Source organism: Tepidiphilus olei (assembly GCF_006980705.1).
Lineage (GTDB): Bacteria > Pseudomonadota > Gammaproteobacteria > Burkholderiales > Rhodocyclaceae > Tepidiphilus > Tepidiphilus olei.
In genome coordinates this window covers 250,306-267,232 of the sequence record NZ_SBHO01000002.1, presented here as the reverse complement: position 1 = coordinate 267,232, position 16,927 = coordinate 250,306, and the positions used below count along the sequence as shown (strand labels likewise).

Genomic DNA, 16,927 nt, shown 5'->3' with positions numbered 1-16,927 from the left:
GTTGTTTGCTTGTATGGGGGACATGCCCTACCCTCCGGGTTACGAGCGCCTCGACCTGCATCCGCTAACGGCGGTTCGTTCGCAACTTCGCAGAACGACGACTTAGGAGTTTCGCGCGATGAACGACGTCACCCTTGCTTTGCTTGCCTTTTTGCCGTTGGTACTTGCCGGCGTGTTGTTGGTCGGCCTACGTATGCCGGCCCGCACCGCCATGCCGCTCGTCTATGTGGTCACGGCGCTGATCGCACTCTTTGCTTGGGAGGTGAGCTTCAACCGTGTGCTCGCTTCCACCCTGCAGGGGTTGATACTCACCGTATCGATCCTTTGGATCATCTTCGGTGCCATCTTGTTGCTCAACACCCTCAAACACTCCGGAGGCATTGCCGCCATCCGTAAAGGTTTTTCCGGCATCAGCCCCGACCGCCGTGTCCAGGCGTTGATCGTTGGATGGTTGTTCGGCTGCTTCATCGAGGGTGCTTCGGGTTTTGGTACTCCCGCCGCGGTAGCCGCTCCGCTGATGGTGGCACTTGGCTTCCCGGCGTTGGCTGCCGTAGTGGTGGGTATGATGATCCAGTCCACGCCGGTCTCCTTCGGCGCCGTGGGTACGCCCATCGTGGTGGGCGTCTCCGGCGGCCTAAACCGAGATGTCATCGTTGCTCAGCTGGAGGCCGGTGGTTATGGCTGGCTCGAGTACTTTCGTCTGATCACTGCCGAAGTGGCCATCGTCCACGGCCTCGTCGGCATCCTGATGCCGCTCGTCTTGGTGGTGATCATGGTGCGATTCTTTGGCGCCAACAAATCCTGGAAGGAAGGGCTGTCCATCACTCCCTTCGCCCTCTTTACCGGGATTTCCTTCGTGGTGCCCTACGTGCTGGCCGGGGTGCTCCTCGGGCCGGAGTTTCCTTCCATGATCGGCGCTTTGATTGGACTGGCCATCGTCGTGCCAGCCGCTCGTCGAGGCTTCCTGATTCCCAAGGATACTTGGGACTTCCCCGAGCGAAAGTCCTGGCCTGACGAGTGGCTAGGCAAGTTCGATATCAAGCTCGACGATATCGTCGGCAAGACCCCCATTTCCACTTTCATGGGCTGGGTCCCTTACGTATTGCTTGCGGCTTTTCTGGTGGCTACGCGTACCATCGACCCCTTGCGCGAGACGCTCACTGCGCTTTCCTTCGGCTGGAGCAACATCTTGGGCGAAGCCGGCGTAACAGGAAGCATCGCCCCACTCTACCTGCCCGGCGGTATCCTGTTGTTCGTGGCGCTGCTCACCGCCCTGTTGCACCGTATGCGATTCGGTGAGCTCAAAGCTGCGTTCAGCGAATCGTCGCGCACCATTCTCGGCGCCGGCTTCGTGCTGATCTTTACCATCCCGATGGTGCGGATCCTGATCAACTCCGGCGTAAACGCTGCCGATCTGGTCTCCATGCCCGTGGCGATGGCTCAGTTCGTGGCCGACAGCGTGGGTGAAATCTACCCATTCTTCGCCCCTGCCGTCGGAGCGCTCGGTGCCTTCATCGCCGGTTCCAATACCGTCTCCAACCTGATGCTGTCCGATTTCCAGTTCAACGTGGCCCAGCAGCTCGGTTTGTCCTCGGCGTTCATGGTGGCGTTGCAATCGGTGGGGGCCGCGGCGGGTAACATGATCGCCATTCACAACGTGGTTGCCGCTTCGGCCACGGTGGGATTGCTCGGACGGGAGGGGATCACCCTACGCATAACCATCCTGCCGACCCTCTACTACCTGGTCGTCGCTGGCACCATTGCGCTGATTGGCTTCTACGTGATCGGCGTGAGCGACCCGTTGATGCGCATATCCGCTGGCTGACGGATGACAACCGGCCGGTCATCCGGCGGCCGAGTCGACGTGACCGGCTTCGAGGGAAACGAATGCGAGGCGTGATGATGGAACTCGATGCGTTGATTCTGGCGAGGATTCAGTTCGCTGCCAACATTACGTTCCACATTTTGTTTCCCTCGATCACCATTGCGTTGGCGTGGATACTGTTGTTCTTCAAGATCCGTTACACGAAAACCGGCGATACGGCTTGGCTGGATGCTTATGGATTCTGGGTCAAGGTATTTGGCCTGAGCTTTGCCCTGGGCGTGGTCAGTGGCGTGACCATGAGCTTTCAATTTGGTACCAACTGGCCGGGTTTCATGAATACGGTGGGCAATATCGCCGGGCCTCTGTTGGCCTACGAGGTGCTGACGGCCTTCTTCCTGGAGGCAACATTCCTCGCCATCATGCTGTTTGGCCGCCGCTTCGTCTCCGAGCGCACCCACAACATCGCTACTTTCTTGGTGGCCTTGGGTACCACTGCTTCGGCGTTCTGGATACTTACCCTCAATTCCTGGATGCAGACGCCAGCCGGCTATGAAATGGTGGAAGGCCAGATCGTCATCACCGACTGGCTCGCCGCCTTGTTCAATCCCTCCTTGCCCTACCGATTGACACACATGCTAATGGCGTCGGGATTGACGGCCGCATTCTTGGTGGCTGGACTGTCGGCCTATCGTTGGCTGCGTGGTGACCGCAGCAGTGGCGTCATGAAGGCGCTGCGCACCGGTGTGTTGAGCGCGGCTGCACTGATTCCGCTCCAGATTTTCGTAGGAGACTTGCATGGTCTCAATACGTTCGAGCATCAACCGGCGAAGATTGCGGCCATGGAAGGCGTGTGGGAAACCCAGCGTGGTGTGCCTTTACTGCTTTTTGCACTACCCAACGAGGCCGAGCGGCGAAACGATTATGAAATTCGTATTCCTCGGGGTGCCAGTCTGATTTTGACGCATTCGCTGGATGGCGAGATCAAAGGCTTGAACGAATTCGAGGGCATGTATCCGCCCGTGGCCAAGGTGTTTTGGAGCTTCCGCATCATGGTCGGTGTGGGCTTGATCATGCTGGCCGTATCCTGGGTTGCAGCCTGGCAATTGGTGCGCCGGAAAATGCTCTCGCCTTGGGTGGCCAAGGCGCTGGTGGGCATGACTTTTTCCGGGTGGATCGCCACCGTCGCCGGCTGGTATGTCACCGAAATCGGCCGTCAGCCTTGGCTGGTGCACGGTGTTCTCGCTACCAAGGATGCCGTGGGCGACGTTCCCGCCGCAATGGTGGCCGTTTCGCTGACGATGTATCTCGGGGTGTATGTTGTTATGCTTTTTGCGTACATCTCGGTATTGTTCTACATGGCGCGCAAGGCGGGCTCAAATGGGCCCGCGTCTATGGGCGAGCCTGGAAAAGGAGTGGCCCGATGAATGCGGAGATCTGGCTTCCGATGGCCTTTGCGGGGCTGATGGCGTTATCCCTGCTGATGTACGTCGTGCTCGACGGCTACGATCTGGGGGTGGGCATCCTGCTTCCATTCGCGAAGGATGACGACAAGGACACGATGGTCAGCTCCATTGGCCCGTTTTGGGATGCAAACGAAACTTGGCTGGTGCTGGGGGTCGGTCTTTTGTTGGTCGCCTTCCCCAAAGCCCATGGCATCATCCTGCAAGCGCTGTACCTCCCCGTGACAGTGATGTTGATCGGCCTCATTTTGCGTGGCGTTGCCTTCGACTTCCGAGTCAAGGCGGGAGTGCGCTACAAAGGGCTATGGAATCGGGTTTTTGCGGCTGGTTCCCTGATTGCCTCGATGGCGCAAGGGGTGATGCTGGGTCGTTACCTGACGGCTTTTGAACCGGGCTGGCAGGCATGGGCCTTTGCGCTGCTCGTGGGAGTGGGATTGTCCGCGGCTTACGTGCTTCTGGGCGCTTGCTGGCTCATCATGAAAAGCGAAGGGACGCTGCAACGCCAGGCCATCGGCTGGGCGCGCTATGGTGTTTTCGGTACAGCCCTCTGCGTCGCGGCGGTTTCCCTCGTTACGCCCTTGGTCAGCGAGCGCATTGCCGCCAAGTGGTTCGAAATGCCGGAATTCTTCCTGCTGTTGCCGTTGCCTTTGCTCACCTTGGCGCTCTTCGTGTTGCTTTTGCTCATGCTGCCTCGCCTGGACCAACGCCTCGGGCAGGGGGATCAGCATCTGTGCTGGTTGCCTTTTTCCATGGCGGTGGGCATTTTTCTGCTGTCCTTCTATGGACTTTCCTATAGCGTCTTTCCCGACGTGATTATCGATAAGCTCGATATATGGGAGGCTGCGGCCCATCCGCAGGCGCTGTGGGTCATCTTCATCGGTGCCGTCGTGGTGCTGCCAGCCATCGTCGCATACACGGTCTTCGTCTACCGGGTGTTCTGGGGCAAGACACGCGAACTGACTTACTCCTGAATTCCTATTGAAATCCTGGTGGTTGTGTATCGTTCCTGCTGTAAATTCCGTTTTTCGAGGTAGGCAGTATGTGTTGCTGAGCGCGGCTGGCCTAGGTGAGCTTCCCTACGAGGGCAAGGCTGAGGAGCTGGCGCGCTGCTGTGCCATGTACTACCGCCGTAAGCTTTCCAAGGACATGGTTCTGGCCCAACTACCGGACATTGCTGTTTTGCCTTGACGCCGAAAAAACCGTCAACGCCGGAGCGAGGAAACGAAATGAAACGAAGGCATCAGCGCAGTTTGCGATAGAGCGTGCGCTCGCTGATGCCCAGCCGCGCGGCCAGGGCCTTTTTGTCGCCGCCGAGCCGCTCGAGCGCACGGCGCAGGTAGCGCCGTTCGACTTCGTCCAGGGGGACGATCTCCTCTTCGCTCGTCCTGCCGCTGGGCGATCGTTGTTCGGAATTCTCCACCAAGTGCCGCGCTTCGATCGTGTCGCCATCGGTAAGCAGGAGCGCCCGTTCGAGGAGGTTGCGCAGCTCGCGCACGTTGCCGGGGAAATCATGTTCCATCAGGCGGGACATGGCCTCCGGGCTCAGGTGTACCGTGCGTTGGGGAGCGAGCCGCTTGAACAGGTAGTCCACGAGCAGCGGCAGGTCCTCGCGCCGTTCGCGCAGGGGTGGCAGGCGCACGGGAAAGGCGCTGATGCGGTAATAGAGGTCGCGGCGGAACGTGCCTTCTTCCACCATGCGCTGCAGGTCGCGGTGGGTGGCGGCCACCAGGCGGAAATCCGAGCGCAGCGTCTCGACCCCGCCCACGCGCCGGTAGGTGCCCGTCTCCAGCAGGCGCAGCAGCTTCACTTGCTGCGTCAGCGGAAGGTCGCCGATCTCGTCGAGAAAGAGAGTCCCGCCGTCGGCTACTTCGGCCAGGCCGGTCTTGCGCTGGGTGGCGCCGGTGAAGGCCCCTTTCTCGTGCCCGAACAGCTCGGACTCGAAGAGCGTCTCGGGCAGCCCCGAACAATCCACCGGCACGAAGGGTCGGTCGCGGCGCGGCGAGAGCTGGTGCAGCGCTTGGGCGGCCAGTTCCTTGCCCGTGCCCGATTCGCCCAGCAGCAGTACGGGGGTGTTCGACGGTCCGGCCCGTTCGAGGAGCTCCAGCATCTGCAGGAAGGAGGGCGAGCGGCCGACCATGCCCAATACGGGCGTCGGCAGGCACTTGCCGCCGAGAAAGCGCATCGTTTCGACGAAGAGCGTCGTGTTGCCCCCGGCATCGCGCAAGGGGAACAGCTCGACCTCGACGAACTCCTCGCCGCGCGGCGTGTGGTGACGATGGATTACCCGGCTGGCGCGGCCGCTGCGCCAGGCCTGTTGCCGGGGGCAGGATTCGCCGCACTGGTCGCAGGGGCGATCGAAGTGGTGCGACACTTGGTAGCAGGTCTGCCCGATCACGGAGGGGTCTTGGCCGAACTCGCGGCGGTAGGCCGCGTTGGCGGCGAGGATGCGGTAGGCGGTATCGACGACGATGCGCGGCTCGGGTAAGGCGTCGAGCAACTGGAGCAGTTCGGTGGGTAACGGCATGATTGACATTCCTGGCAAGACTTGCGGCGTTATTTTGCCATTTTTGTCAGGATGGGGGGCGCTCGACGCCGGGGATGGCACAGTGCCGAGAGGTAAGGTGCTGGATCTTCGGGAGAAATTCCGTTCTCCAGTCCGTGGCACAGAATTTGCTAATAACAAAGACGCGGTCACCTTTTCCGTAATTCATTGAATTGTTTAAATTTTTTGACCATCGTCAATTGACGATCCCGGTCCGCTTCATTACCCTAAACGAGGTTGTACGCAAGGAGGGCTTCTTCCATGGAAGCGAAAACGGCCGCCCGGCGATTGCGTCGCGAGATCGTCGTGGTGCTGCTGCTTAAGTTGATCCTGCTCACCGCCTTGTGGTGGGTCTTCGTTCGCGATGCCCGGGTGGAAGTGGGCGCGGAACGGATGCAGGCACAGGCCGCCGGGGCGCCTTCCTCCTTCTCCAAACCTTCGTCTTCGTCGTCTTCCCCGGTTCTTTCCGCTTCGCAGGAGCCATAACATGAACGAAACGCTCGTCGATCTCTCGCGCCTGCAGTTCGCCGCCACGGCGATGTATCACTTCCTGTTCGTCCCCCTAACTTTGGGGCTCACCTGGATGCTGGTGATCATGGAGGCGCTCTACGTGATGACCGGCAAGCAGGTCTACCAGGACATGGTGAAGTTCTGGGGCAAGCTCTTCGGTATCAACTTCGCGTTGGGAGTCACCACCGGCATCACGCTCGAATTCCAGTTCGGCACCAACTGGGCCTATTACTCGCATTACGTGGGCGACATCTTTGGCGCGCCACTGGCCATCGAGGGGCTGATGGCCTTCTTCCTCGAGTCGACCTTCATCGGGCTCTTCTTCTTCGGCTGGAATCGCCTTTCCCGGGCCCAGCACTTTCTGGTGACGGTGCTCATGGCCGTGGGGACCAACCTCTCGGCGCTGTGGATCCTGGTGGCCAACGGCTGGATGCAGAATCCCGTGGGCTCGGAATTCAGCTTCCAGACGATGCGCATGGAGATGACGAGTTTCTGGGACGTGATCTTCAATCCAGTGGCGCAGGCGAAGTTCGTGCATACCGTCTCGGCCGGCTACGTGACCGGTGCGATGTTCGTGCTCTCGATCTCGGCCTATTACCTTCTCAAGAAGCGGGATCTCGAATTCGCCAAGCGCAGCTTCCGCGTGGCGGCCGCCTTCGGCTTCGCCTCGGCCTGTTCGGTGGTCGTGCTCGGGGATGAATCCGGCTACACCATGGCCGAAACCCAGCAGAGCAAGCTCGCCGCCCTGGAGGCGATGTGGGAGACCGAGCCGGCGCCGGCTGGCCTGAAGCTCCTCGCGGGAATCGACGAAGCCAATCAGCGCAATACCTGGGAGCTCGAGATTCCGTGGGTGCTCGGCATCATCGGCACCCGCTCGCTCGATACCCCCCTGCCCGGAATCAAGGAGATCATCGCGCGTAACCGCGAACGGGTCGAATCCGGGGTGGAGGCGGTCAAGGCGCTCGATGTGCTGCGCCGCGACGCGTCCGATCCCCAGGCCTTGGCGCTCTTCGAAGCCCACAAGGAAAATCTAGGTTTCGGGCTGCTCACGCGCAAATACGTGGCGGATATCTCGCAGGTCACGCCCGAGATCATGGACAAGGCCGCCGCCTCGACGGTACCGCCGGTGACGCCCCTCTTCTGGACATTCCGCATCATGGTGCTGCTGGGCTTTTCCTTCATCGCTCTCTTCGGTGCTGCGTTGTGGTACAGCATCAAGGACAGTTTCGCCGAGAAACGCTGGCTGTTGCGCTGGGCGCTGTGGTTCTTGCCCTTGCCCTGGGTCGCTTCCGAGATGGGGTGGTTCGTGGCCGAGTATGGCCGTCAGCCTTGGACGATCGCCGAAGTGCTGCCCACCCACCTCTCCGTCTCTACCCTTTCGGTGGAGAGCCTCTACGGGTCGCTCGCCGGGTTCGTGGGCTTCTACACGCTGCTTCTCATCGTCGAGCTCTACCTGATGTTCCGCTTCGGGCGGCTAGGGCCTTCCACGCTGGGGACCGGGCGCTATCACTGGGAACGCCAAGGTGCGATGCAGTCTGCCTGAACAACCCTATCTCGGGAGAAGATCATGATGGATTATGAAACGCTGAAGGTCATCTGGTGGCTGCTCGTCAGCGTGCTGCTCGTCGGCTTTGCCGTGATGGACGGGCACGACATGGGGGTGGGGACGCTGCTGCCTTTCGTCGGCAAGGACGACACCGAGCGGCGCGTCATCATCAACACCGTCGGCCCGCATTGGGACGGCAACCAGGTGTGGTTCATCACCGGCGGCGGGGCGATCTTTGCCGCCTGGCCCTTGGTCTATGCCACGGCCTTCTCGGGCTTTTACTGGGCGATGCTCGCCGTGCTGTGGGCGCTCTTTTTCCGTCCGGTAGGCTTCGACTACCGCAGCAAGATCGACAATGCCACGTGGCGCAAGACCTGGGACTGGGGTCTGTTCGTGGGCGGGGCGGTGCCGCCGCTCATCTTCGGCGTGGCTTTCGGCAACCTGCTGCAAGGCGTTCCGTTCCATTTCGACGCCAACCTCGTGCCCTACTATGAAGGGTCCTTCTGGGGCCTGCTCAACCCCTTCGCGTTGCTCGCCGGGGTGGTGAGCTCGGCCATGATCACCTTCCACGGCGCCGTTTATCTGGCGCACCGCACGGAAGGGGAAATCCAGCAGCGCGCGGTGCGCGCCGCGCTCCTCTTTGGCGTGATCGCGCTCGTGGCCTTTGCCGCCGCCGGGGTGTGGGTGCAGGCCATTCCCGGCTACGTGATCGCCGCCGGGGCCGATCCGGCCGGTTTGCCCAATCCGCTCGCCAAGGAGGTGGTGCGCGAGGCCGGGGCCTGGATGGCGAACTACCGGCAGCAGCCGCTGCTGTGGGCGGTGCCGGCGCTCGCCTTCCTCGGCGGGTTGGCGGCGATATGGGCGGTACGTGCCGGCCGCACCTTCTTCGCCTTCTGGGCATCGGGCCTGATGATCGCCGGCATCATCGGTACGGCGGGCGTGGCGATGTTTCCCTTCATCCTGCCTTCCTCGAGCGATCCACGCTCCTCGCTCACCGTGTGGGATTCGGTCTCGAGCCATCTCACCCTCACGGTGATGTTCTGGGCCACCGTCATCTTCATGCCGCTCATCATCGCTTACACGTCGTGGGCCTACAAGGTGATGGCCGGCAAGGTGACCAAGGCCTACATCCTGGAAAACGAGAAGCAGGCGTACTAAACGGAGATAACCCGCGGCGAAGCACCCTGCTTCGTCGCCCCGCATGGAAGGAGATTCGTATGTGGTATTTTGCCTGGGCGTTGGGTGTGGGTTTTGCCGTCCTCTTGGCCATCGTGGTCGGCCTGTGGTGGGAAGCGCAGGAGGATGCAAGGGAGAAACGGTCCCGCTCGCAGGGCGAGACCCATGCCACCTGAAGCAGTGCCTGGTAGGGAGGAGATCCGGTCGGCCTCGATCCAGCCGCTGGCGCTGGGAGTGGGGATCGCCTTGATGCTGGTGGGCAGTTTTCGCCCCGATTGGCTGGCCGAGGCATCCGGCAAGGCCAACCATGGTCTGGCGATGTTGTGGTTCTGGGCCATGGCGGCCGGTTTCGTGCGCGGGGTGGGGTTCATCCCGCGCTTTTGGCTTTGGCGGTGGATCTTCTCCGGTTGGGCGGCGTTCGCGGCGCTCGCCGGGGCGCTGGCGTGGCGCTTTGCCGGCGCCGCCGTGATATAGTCGAACCGGTTACGGATGCTTTTTCCCGCGGTGACCAACCATGAATGAACACCCCTCTTCCCGCCTCAAGAATTTCCCCGTGGCGTGGTTTTCCATGATCATGGGCTTCACGGGCTTCTCGATCGCCTGGATGCGGGCCGAGACGGTCTACGATGTCGGCTTCGCCCCGAGCTGCGTGTTGCGCTGGATCGCCTTGGGCTTGTTCGTCTTGGTGGCGGTGCTGTATGCGGCCAAGGCGGCGAAGTATCCCGGCGCGGTGCGCGAGGAGTTCGCTCATCCGGTCAAGCAGGCGTTCGGCCCCACCATCTCGATCGGCATGATTCTGTTATCGATCGTGCTGCTGCACGATGCACCGCGATTGTCGTTCTGGCTGTGGAGCGTCGGTACGCTCTTGCACCTGGCACTCACGCTCTACGTCATGTCGTCGTGGATGCACCACACGAAGTACGAGATCACGCACATGAACCCGGCGTGGTTCATCCCGGTGGTGGGAAACATCCTGGTGCCGATCGCCGGCTTGCACCATGCGCCGGTCGAGATATCGTGGTTCTTCTTCAGCATCGGCTTGTTTTTCTGGCCGGTGCTCACGGCGATCCTCTTCTACCGGCTCATCTTTCACACCAGCCTGCCCGAGCGTTTCGTGCCGACGCTGTTCATTTTCATCGCACCGCCGGCCGTTGGGTTCATCTCCTGGTACAACCTGGGTGGGCAGGTCGACGCTTTCGCGCACGTGCTCTACGGCGTGGCGCTCTTTTTCGCCCTGTTGCTCGCGGTGCAGGCGAATTACTTCGTGCGGCTGAAATTCTTCCTGTCGTGGTGGGCGTACTCTTTCCCGCTGGCGGCGCTCACCATCGCCACCATGATCATGGCCAAGGAGACGGGGTTGGGCTTCTACCGCGGCCTGGGCATCGTGCTGCTGGCGATCTTGACCCTGCTCATCGTGCTGCTGCTGGTGCGTACCGCCATCGCCGTGGCGCGGCGAGAGATCTGCGTGGAGGGGCATTGAAGAAAAACGCCCGGCGCCGAGGGCACCGGGCGCGGCAGGCGGTCAGATGACCCCCTGGGCGAGCATGGCGTCGGCCACTTTGGCGAAACCGGCGATGTTGGCGCCGTCGCTGTAGCTCACGGAGCCGTCCTCGCGCAGACCGTACTGCAGGCAGGCGTCGTGGATGCCTTTCATGATCTCCCTGAGCCGAGCGTCGACTTCTTCGCGCGTCCAGGAAAGCCGCATGGCGTTTTGGCTCATCTCCAGGCCGGAGGTGGCCACGCCGCCCGCGTTGCTCGCCTTGCCCGGCGCATAGAGCACGCCGCGATGCTCGAAGATCTTGACCGCTTCCGGTGTGCAGGGCATGTTCGCGCCTTCGGCCACCGCCACCACGCCGTTCTCCACCAGCGTCATCGCGTCGTCGGCGTCGAGCTCGTTCTGGGTCGCGCAGGGCAGCGCCACGTCTACCGGCACGTTCCACGGCTTGGCGCCCGGAATGAAGGTGGCACCGACGAGTTGGGCGTATTCCGAGACGCGACCATAGCGGTGGTTCTTCACCTCCATGAGGATGGCGAGCTTTTCCGGCGTGAATCCTTCCTCGTCGACCACCGTGCCGCTGGAATCGGAACAGGTGATGGGTTTGGCCCCCATCTCCATGAGTTTTTCGATGGCGTACTGGGCGACGTTGCCGGAGCCCGATACCGCGACGCGCATCCCTTCCAGGCTGCGGCCGGCGTGGCGCAGCATCTCCTCGGCGAAGTAGACCGTGCCGTAGCCGGTGGATTCGGGCCGGATCAGCGAACCGCCGTAAGAGAGACCCTTGCCGGTGAAGACGCAGGAAGAATCGTTGGTGAGTTTCTTCATCATGCCGACCATGAAGCCGACCTCGCGCCCGCCCACACCGATGTCGCCAGCCGGTACGTCGGTGTCGGCGCCGATGTGGCGGTAGAGCTCGGTGATGAAGGCTTGGCAGAAGCGCATGACTTCGCCGGGGCTCTTGCCCTTGGGATCGAAGTCGGAGCCGCCCTTGCCGCCGCCCATGGGCAGCGTCGTGAGGGCGTTCTTGAAGGTCTGCTCGAAGGCGAGGAACTTGAGGATGGAGAGGTTCACCGAAGGGTGGAAACGCAGTCCGCCCTTGTAGGGGCCGATGGCGGAGTTGTGCTGGATGCGGTAGCCGCGATTGACCTGGACCTCGCCGTGGTCGTCGACCCAGGAGACGCGGAACATGATGACGCGCTCGGGCTCGACGAGGCGCTCGAGCAGCGCGTGCTGCGCGTAGCGCGGGTGCTGCGTGATGAACGGCCACAGGCTCTCCATCACTTCGGTCACCGCCTGCAGGAATTCGGGCTGACCGGGGTTGCGTTGCGCAACGTAGTCGAGGAAGCTTTGCAGCGTGGGGTATTTCATGGCTTGGCGCCTTTCAGAGTGGAAACAACGGGTCGGTGCGCGGCGCACGCCCTTCGCCTTGCACCAAATTCGATAATTATCGCACCGTTGTGGTGACTGAATGCACTCTTTGTGTTCAAAAGGTGCACTTTTAGCCAAGACCCATCCGACGTGGCAACCACAGCACCAATTCCGGGAAGACGATCAAGGCCGCGAGGCCCAGGCCCATGGCTAGCACGAACCACGACACCCAGCGGAAAGTTTCTTCCATGCGGATACCGGCGATGCGCGAAGTGATCATCAGCGCCAGGGCCATGGGGGGCGTGAATTGGCCGATCGCCAGATTGATCGTCATCATCACCCCGAACCAGACGAGGTCCCAGCCCATCGCCTGGGCGATCGGCACGAGCAGCGGCAGCAGGATGAGGAAAATCGAGATCGCGTCGAGAAACATGCCGGCGACGAGCAGTAGCAGGTTGATCGACACGAGCATCAGCACCGGGCTCGAATGGAAACCGACGAGCATGGAGGCGGCGGCGTCGAATATCCCCAGCGTGTTGCCGGCCCAGGCGAACACCGAAGCGATGCCGATGATCATCAGCACGACGGCGGAGAGTTCTCCCGCGTCGATCAGGATGCGGAACAGCCCTTTGAGATCGAGGCTGCGGTAGACGACGATTCCGACGAAGGCGCCGTAGACCACTGCGACCACCGCGGCCTCGGTGGGCGTAAAAAGCCCCATGCGTAGCCCGCCGAGAATGATGACCGGGGCGAGCAGACCCCAAATTGCCTCGAAGAAACTCTTGCCCAGCGGCGGCCGTGGTTCTCGCCTGTCGGCGCGACCATAACCGTGGCGCCGGCTGATGAGAATCGCCGGGATGAGCAGGCACAAGGCGGCGATGGCGCCGGGAATCAAACCGGCGGCGAAGAGCGCCGGCACCGTCGCCGCCGGCACCATCACGCTGTAGACGATGAAGGCCACCGAGGGCGGGATGATGATCGCCGTGGAACCGGCGGCGGCGATGAGACTGGCCGAGAATCCTTTCGGGTAACCGCGTGCGACCATCGATGGGAGCATGACCGATGCAACGGCGGCGGCATCGGCCGGGCCGGAGCCGGAAATGCCACCGAGCAGCATCGAGACCAACACCGCGACGACGGCATGCGAGCCGGTCCATTCACCGACCAGCGCGCTGATGAAGCGCACGAGGCGCAGCGCTACCCCGGAGCGCTCGAAAATCATGCCGGCGAGGATGAACATCGGAATCGCCAGTAGGGGATATTTGGCGATGCCGGCGTAGAGGTTGGTGGGGACGGCAAGCTGGTCGAACCCGGCCAGGGCGAGCACGGTGATGCTGGCCAGGCCTAGGGCGACGGCAAGGGGCATGCCCGCAATGAGCGCGAGGAGAAAGAGGCTGACGAGGGTGAGGCCGATCATGGGCGTCTCCCGAATCGCGCCAGGGCAAGGCGTACGGCGATCACGAACGACAGCAGCGGTAGCCAGATGGTGTACCACCACTGCGGTACGCCCAGCGCGGGCGAAGTCTCCTCGAAACGGAACTGGTCGTAGGTGAGGCGTGCCGCATACCAGGTGAGGAAGATGTAGAGGGCGACGGTGACGAGGGCATCGAGCCGTTCCGCGAGGATGCGCCAGCGTCGAGGCAGGCGCTCGACGAAGAAGGTGACGCGGATGTGGCGATCATTCAAAAAAGCCGGCACGGAGCCGAGGAAGGCGAGCACGGGCAGCAGCGCGATCGACAGCTCTTCGGTGGCGGCGAGCGATTGCGCGGTGAAATAGCGCACGACGACGTTGGCGAAGGTGATGACGACGATTGCCGCCATCACGAGGCCGACGACGATCTCCTCCCAAGAATGAGTCCGGCCTTTTTCCGCCGCTGCAGGGGATTCTTCGGGAATTTCCATGTTCGGCTCTAATTGCTCGGTGGGCGAAGCCCCAGCGTGGCTTCGTCCGGATAGAGGCGCTGCGCCGATGAATCGATCTGCCGAGCGCGGCGATCGCGAACCCCGGCGCCCCGTTGCGACGATCTCGTTCGCAACGGGGCGCTTCGGGTGCTCAGCGCTTAGCGATGTCCTCTTCGGCTTGTTTGACGAGATCGGCTCCGATCTTGTCCGCCCATTCCTTGTAGACGCCGACGGTCGCCTGACGGAAGGCATCGCGTTCGGCCGGGGTCAAGCGCACGATCTCGACGCCGTTGGCGGCGATTTCCTTGAGCAGACTGTCGTCCTCGGCGGTGATGCCGGCGCGGGCACGGGCGATTTCCTCACGCGCGGCTTGCTGCGCTGCCTCCAGCACCAGCTGCCGGTCTTCCGGGCTCCAGCTGTTCCAGACATTCTTGTTGACGGCGAAGATGAGCGGATCGGCGACGTAGCCCCACAGGGTCAGGTATTTTTGTCCCACCGTGTGCAGCTTGGCGGCATTGAACACCGACAGGGGATTCTCCTGACCGTCGACGGCACCGGTCGCCATGGCCGGCAAGGCGTCGGCCCAGCTCATCTGCGTCGGGTTGGCGCCCAGGGCGTTGAAGGTGGCGAGAAAAAGCGGCGAACCGACGACGCGGATCTTCAGCCCGGCGAGATCCTGGGGAGACCGGACGGGGCGCTTGGAATTGGAGAGCTCGCGAAAACCGTTCTCGCCCCAAGCGAGCGGCACCACGTCGCGCTCGGCGAGCGTGTCGAAGAGTTTCTTGCCGACCCGCCCTTGCGTGAGCGCTTCGAGTGCACGGTGATCCGGCATGAGAAAGGGTAGGGCGAAGAGGTTGAGCTCCTTGACTTGCGGCGACCAGTTGATGGTCGAGCCGACGGCCATGTCGATCACGCCCTGGCGTAGCGCGGTGAATTCCTTCGTCTGATCGCCCGAAACGAGCGCGGCCCCCGGGTAGACCTTGATCTTGATGCGTCCTTGGGTTTTCTCGTCGACGAGCTCGGCCCAGCGTTTGGCCCCCCAGCCCCAGGGAAAGGCTTCGCCGAGCACGGTGGAGAGTTTGTACTCCTCCTTGTACGGCCCGGCGGCCAGGACGGGCTTGCCGGTACCGAGCAGGGTGGCACCCAGCAGGCCGGCGAGCAGGGCGGTGGTGAAACGGCGTCGGATTTGCATCGGAGTCTCCTCTCTGGGATGGTTATCATGAGCGTAAGTGACATGCCAAAAGGCACGATTTGGATTCGGCCGTTCAAGGCATGAAAAAATCCCGCGTGAAGTATCGCCGCAGCGGCAGACGGCGTCAATCGGTGATATACCTTCATTCCCGAAGATTCGTCGAAATGACGCCCTTCCCATGCGAAAATCCGCTTTTTGCACTGAAGGACGGTGGATGTGATCGAATTCGACGGCGTACGCAAGACGTACCTCGTCCGGGGGCAGGAAACGCTCGCGCTGGAAGTCGAGCAGCTGACGATCGAACGAGGGGAAGTGTTCGGCATCGTCGGGCATTCCGGCGCGGGGAAGTCTACGTTGCTGCGTCTCGTCAATCTGCTCGAGCGTCCGAGCCAGGGGCGCGTCGTGGTGGAAGGCGAGGACGTCACCCGCCTGGCGCCGGCGCAGCTGCGCGCCTTCCGTCGGCGCATCGGCATGATCTTCCAACATTTCAACCTGCTCTCGTCCAAGACGGTGGCGGAGAACGTAGCCTTTCCCCTGAAGATCGCCGGCACGGAATCCAAGGCCGCCATCGCGGCGCGGGTCGAGGAGCTGCTCGCCCTGGTCGGCTTGAGCGAGCACGCGGACAAATATCCAGCCCAGCTCTCCGGCGGGCAGAAACAGCGGGTGGGTATCGCCCGGGCGCTGGCCTGTCGTCCTTCCATCCTGCTGTCGGACGAGGCCACCAGCGCCCTCGATCCACAGACCACCCGTTCGGTGCTGCAGCTGCTCTCCGACATCAACCGTCGCCTGGGGCTCACCATCGTGCTCGTCACGCACGAGATGGACGCGGTGCGGCGGGTGTGCGACCGCGTGGCGGTGATGGACGGTGGACGGGTGGTGGAGACCGGGCCCGTGAGTGAGGTCTTTCTCCATCCCCGCCATCCCACGACGCGTGAATTCGTGCTCGAGAGCGAGCACGTCGATAGGGAGGAATTCCAGGAGAGCCTGCAGCACGCGGAGGGGCGCGTGGTACGGCTGACGTTCAAGGGAGAGTCGACCTACCGGCCGTTGTTGGGCGAGGTGGTGCGGCGCTGCGGGGTGGATTTCAGCATCCTCGCCGGCCGCATCGATCACATCAAGGACGTTCCTTACGGTCAATTGACTCTCTCCTTCGTCAGGGGGGACGTGGAGGCGGCGCTGCAGGCGTTCGCCGCAGCAGGGGTGGATGTGGAGGTGCTGCGATGATGGCGCAATGGCTGACCAATGTGGATTGGCTGGAGATCGGCCGGGCCTGCTGGGATACGCTAGTCATGGTCGGTGTGTCCCTCTTTTTCGTTGTGCTGCTGGGTTTGCCCTTGGGGGTCGCGCTCTTTCTCACGGGCAAGCGCCAGCTGCTGGAGCAGCCGCTCGTCTATGCGGTGCTCTCTTTCGTGGTCAATCTGCTGCGCTCCGTGCCGTTCGTGATCCTGCTCATCGTCATGATCCCGGTCACCGTCGTGCTGGTGGGAACCTCGCTGGGGGTGCCGGGGGCCATTCCGCCGCTGGTGGTGGGCGGGGCGCCGCTCTTCGCTCGTCTGGTGGAGGCGGCGCTGCGGGAGGTGGATCGGGGCATCGTGGAGGCGACCCAAGCCATGGGGGCGACGGTGCCGCAGATCGTCTTCGGGGCGCTCCTGCCCGAGGCTTTGCCGGGGATCCTCGCCGGAGTCACCGTCACCTCCATCACCCTGGTGTCGTACGCCGCCATGTCGGGGGTGATCGGCGGGGGCGGCCTGGGAGATCTGGCCATCCGTTTCGGTTACCAGCGTTTCCAGACCGACGTGATGGTCATCACGGTGGCCCTGCTGGTGGTGCTCGTGCAATTGTTGCAGATGCTGGGCGATCGGCTCGTGCTGCGTTTCAGCCGCCGCTAGGGTGGCAGCGGATTTTTCA

16 protein-coding genes are annotated in these 16,927 nt (G+C 62.5%); 11 read left to right on the top strand and 5 right to left on the bottom strand.

What is annotated here, in order from left to right:
• Nucleotides 1–118: 118 nt before the first annotated feature.
• From EPD80_RS04390 to EPD80_RS04380, 3 genes are all read left to right on the top strand, one after another.
• Entirely contained in the window at nucleotides 119–1,825 is a 1,707-nt protein-coding gene (locus EPD80_RS04390; RefSeq protein WP_142809716.1) for an L-lactate permease, read from the top strand.
• 77 nt (nucleotides 1,826–1,902) lie between these two features.
• A complete protein-coding gene (locus tag EPD80_RS04385; RefSeq protein WP_142809883.1) occupies nucleotides 1,903–3,249 on the top strand; it encodes a cytochrome ubiquinol oxidase subunit I in 1,347 nt (448 codons plus the stop codon).
• Nucleotides 3,246–4,256 (top strand): cytochrome d ubiquinol oxidase subunit II, encoded by a 1,011-nt coding sequence (locus tag EPD80_RS04380; RefSeq protein WP_142809714.1) that lies wholly within the window; start codon nucleotides 3,246–3,248, stop codon nucleotides 4,254–4,256. The genes EPD80_RS04385 and EPD80_RS04380 overlap by 4 nt, the downstream gene beginning before the upstream one ends.
• Nucleotides 4,257–4,525: 269 nt before the next feature.
• Here the strand turns inward: EPD80_RS04380 and EPD80_RS04375 are convergent, their stop codons facing one another.
• Nucleotides 4,526–5,809, bottom strand: coding sequence for a sigma-54 interaction domain-containing protein (locus EPD80_RS04375; protein WP_260677373.1), 1,284 nt, complete (start codon nucleotides 5,807–5,809; stop codon nucleotides 4,526–4,528).
• Nucleotides 5,810–6,088: 279 nt separating this feature from the next.
• Between EPD80_RS04375 and cydP the strand changes: the two genes are divergently transcribed.
• The 6 genes from cydP to EPD80_RS04345 are packed head-to-tail and all read left to right on the top strand — an operon-like array spanning nucleotide 6,089 to nucleotide 10,539.
• Entirely contained in the window at nucleotides 6,089–6,313 is a 225-nt protein-coding gene (cydP, locus tag EPD80_RS04370; protein ID WP_142809710.1) for a cytochrome oxidase putative small subunit CydP, read from the top strand.
• A 1-nt stretch (nucleotide 6,314) separates the two neighbouring features.
• Entirely contained in the window at nucleotides 6,315–7,880 is a 1,566-nt protein-coding gene (locus EPD80_RS04365) for a cytochrome ubiquinol oxidase subunit I (protein ID WP_142809708.1), read from the top strand.
• Between the two features lie 24 nt (nucleotides 7,881–7,904).
• The gene (cydB, locus tag EPD80_RS04360) at nucleotides 7,905–9,041 is read left to right on the top strand and encodes a cytochrome d ubiquinol oxidase subunit II (RefSeq protein WP_185957705.1); all 1,137 of its coding nucleotides are present in this window, start codon (nucleotides 7,905–7,907) and stop codon (nucleotides 9,039–9,041) included.
• A 59-nt stretch (nucleotides 9,042–9,100) separates the two neighbouring features.
• Nucleotides 9,101–9,235 (top strand): cytochrome bd-I oxidase subunit CydX, encoded by a 135-nt coding sequence (gene cydX / locus EPD80_RS04355; protein ID WP_142804015.1) that lies wholly within the window; start codon nucleotides 9,101–9,103, stop codon nucleotides 9,233–9,235.
• On the top strand, nucleotides 9,225–9,533 hold the full coding sequence (locus EPD80_RS04350) for a cyd operon YbgE family protein (protein WP_142804014.1): 309 nt from the start codon (nucleotides 9,225–9,227) through the stop codon (nucleotides 9,531–9,533). The genes cydX and EPD80_RS04350 overlap by 11 nt, the downstream gene beginning before the upstream one ends.
• Nucleotides 9,534–9,573: 40 nt before the next feature.
• Nucleotides 9,574–10,539 carry an SLAC1 anion channel family protein gene (locus tag EPD80_RS04345; protein ID WP_142804013.1) on the top strand — a complete coding sequence of 322 codons (966 nt, stop codon included), beginning with the start codon at nucleotides 9,574–9,576 and terminating at the stop codon, nucleotides 10,537–10,539.
• 42 nt (nucleotides 10,540–10,581) lie between these two features.
• Here EPD80_RS04345 and gdhA read toward each other — a convergent pair whose 3' ends face one another.
• The 4 genes from gdhA to EPD80_RS04325 all read right to left on the bottom strand — a co-directional run bounded on the left by gdhA (nucleotide 10,582) and on the right by EPD80_RS04325 (nucleotide 15,019).
• Nucleotides 10,582–11,925 carry an NADP-specific glutamate dehydrogenase gene (gene gdhA, locus EPD80_RS04340; RefSeq protein ID WP_142809704.1) on the bottom strand — a complete coding sequence of 448 codons (1,344 nt, stop codon included), beginning with the start codon at nucleotides 11,923–11,925 and terminating at the stop codon, nucleotides 10,582–10,584.
• A gap of 130 nt (nucleotides 11,926–12,055) precedes the next feature.
• Nucleotides 12,056–13,342 carry a TRAP transporter large permease gene (locus EPD80_RS04335; protein WP_142809702.1) on the bottom strand — a complete coding sequence of 429 codons (1,287 nt, stop codon included), beginning with the start codon at nucleotides 13,340–13,342 and terminating at the stop codon, nucleotides 12,056–12,058.
• A complete protein-coding gene (locus tag EPD80_RS04330; RefSeq protein WP_142809699.1) occupies nucleotides 13,339–13,827 on the bottom strand; it encodes a TRAP transporter small permease in 489 nt (162 codons plus the stop codon). The genes EPD80_RS04335 and EPD80_RS04330 overlap by 4 nt, the downstream gene beginning before the upstream one ends.
• Before the next feature lie 151 nt (nucleotides 13,828–13,978).
• Complete coding sequence (locus EPD80_RS04325) at nucleotides 13,979–15,019, bottom strand: DctP family TRAP transporter solute-binding subunit (protein ID WP_142809697.1); 1,041 nt, start codon at nucleotides 15,017–15,019, stop codon at nucleotides 13,979–13,981.
• A gap of 216 nt (nucleotides 15,020–15,235) precedes the next feature.
• Here EPD80_RS04325 and EPD80_RS04320 point away from each other — a divergent pair, with 216 nt between their 5' ends.
• Together EPD80_RS04320 and EPD80_RS04315 are read left to right on the top strand one after the other, a co-directional pair.
• Nucleotides 15,236–16,243, top strand: a complete 1,008-nt coding sequence (locus EPD80_RS04320) for a methionine ABC transporter ATP-binding protein (protein WP_142804011.1) — start codon at nucleotides 15,236–15,238, stop codon at nucleotides 16,241–16,243.
• Nucleotides 16,243–16,908, top strand: coding sequence for a methionine ABC transporter permease (locus EPD80_RS04315; protein ID WP_142804270.1), 666 nt, complete (start codon nucleotides 16,243–16,245; stop codon nucleotides 16,906–16,908). Before EPD80_RS04320 ends, EPD80_RS04315 begins: the two co-directional genes overlap by 1 nt.
• Nucleotides 16,909–16,927: the final 19 nt, after the last annotated feature.

Excerpts from the sequence above, each read along its gene's own strand:
- EPD80_RS04390 (WP_142809716.1), top strand. The coding sequence starts at position 119 with ATGAACGACGTCACCCTTGCTTTGCTTGCCTTTTTGCCGTTGGTACTT.
- EPD80_RS04385 (WP_142809883.1), top strand. The coding sequence starts at position 1,903 with ATGGAACTCGATGCGTTGATTCTGGCGAGGATTCAGTTCGCTGCCAAC.
- EPD80_RS04380 (WP_142809714.1), top strand. The coding sequence starts at position 3,246 with ATGAATGCGGAGATCTGGCTTCCGATGGCCTTTGCGGGGCTGATGGCG.
- EPD80_RS04375 (WP_260677373.1), bottom strand. The coding sequence starts at position 5,809 with ATGCCGTTACCCACCGAACTGCTCCAGTTGCTCGACGCCTTACCCGAG.
- cydP (WP_142809710.1), top strand. The coding sequence starts at position 6,089 with ATGGAAGCGAAAACGGCCGCCCGGCGATTGCGTCGCGAGATCGTCGTG.
- EPD80_RS04365 (WP_142809708.1), top strand. The coding sequence starts at position 6,315 with ATGAACGAAACGCTCGTCGATCTCTCGCGCCTGCAGTTCGCCGCCACG.
- cydB (WP_185957705.1), top strand. The coding sequence starts at position 7,905 with ATGATGGATTATGAAACGCTGAAGGTCATCTGGTGGCTGCTCGTCAGC.
- cydX (WP_142804015.1), top strand. The coding sequence starts at position 9,101 with ATGTGGTATTTTGCCTGGGCGTTGGGTGTGGGTTTTGCCGTCCTCTTG.
- EPD80_RS04350 (WP_142804014.1), top strand. The coding sequence starts at position 9,225 with ATGCCACCTGAAGCAGTGCCTGGTAGGGAGGAGATCCGGTCGGCCTCG.
- EPD80_RS04345 (WP_142804013.1), top strand. The coding sequence starts at position 9,574 with ATGAATGAACACCCCTCTTCCCGCCTCAAGAATTTCCCCGTGGCGTGG.
- gdhA (WP_142809704.1), bottom strand. The coding sequence starts at position 11,925 with ATGAAATACCCCACGCTGCAAAGCTTCCTCGACTACGTTGCGCAACGC.
- EPD80_RS04335 (WP_142809702.1), bottom strand. The coding sequence starts at position 13,342 with ATGATCGGCCTCACCCTCGTCAGCCTCTTTCTCCTCGCGCTCATTGCG.
- EPD80_RS04330 (WP_142809699.1), bottom strand. The coding sequence starts at position 13,827 with ATGGAAATTCCCGAAGAATCCCCTGCAGCGGCGGAAAAAGGCCGGACT.
- EPD80_RS04325 (WP_142809697.1), bottom strand. The coding sequence starts at position 15,019 with ATGCAAATCCGACGCCGTTTCACCACCGCCCTGCTCGCCGGCCTGCTG.
- EPD80_RS04315 (WP_142804270.1), top strand. The coding sequence starts at position 16,243 with ATGGCGCAATGGCTGACCAATGTGGATTGGCTGGAGATCGGCCGGGCC.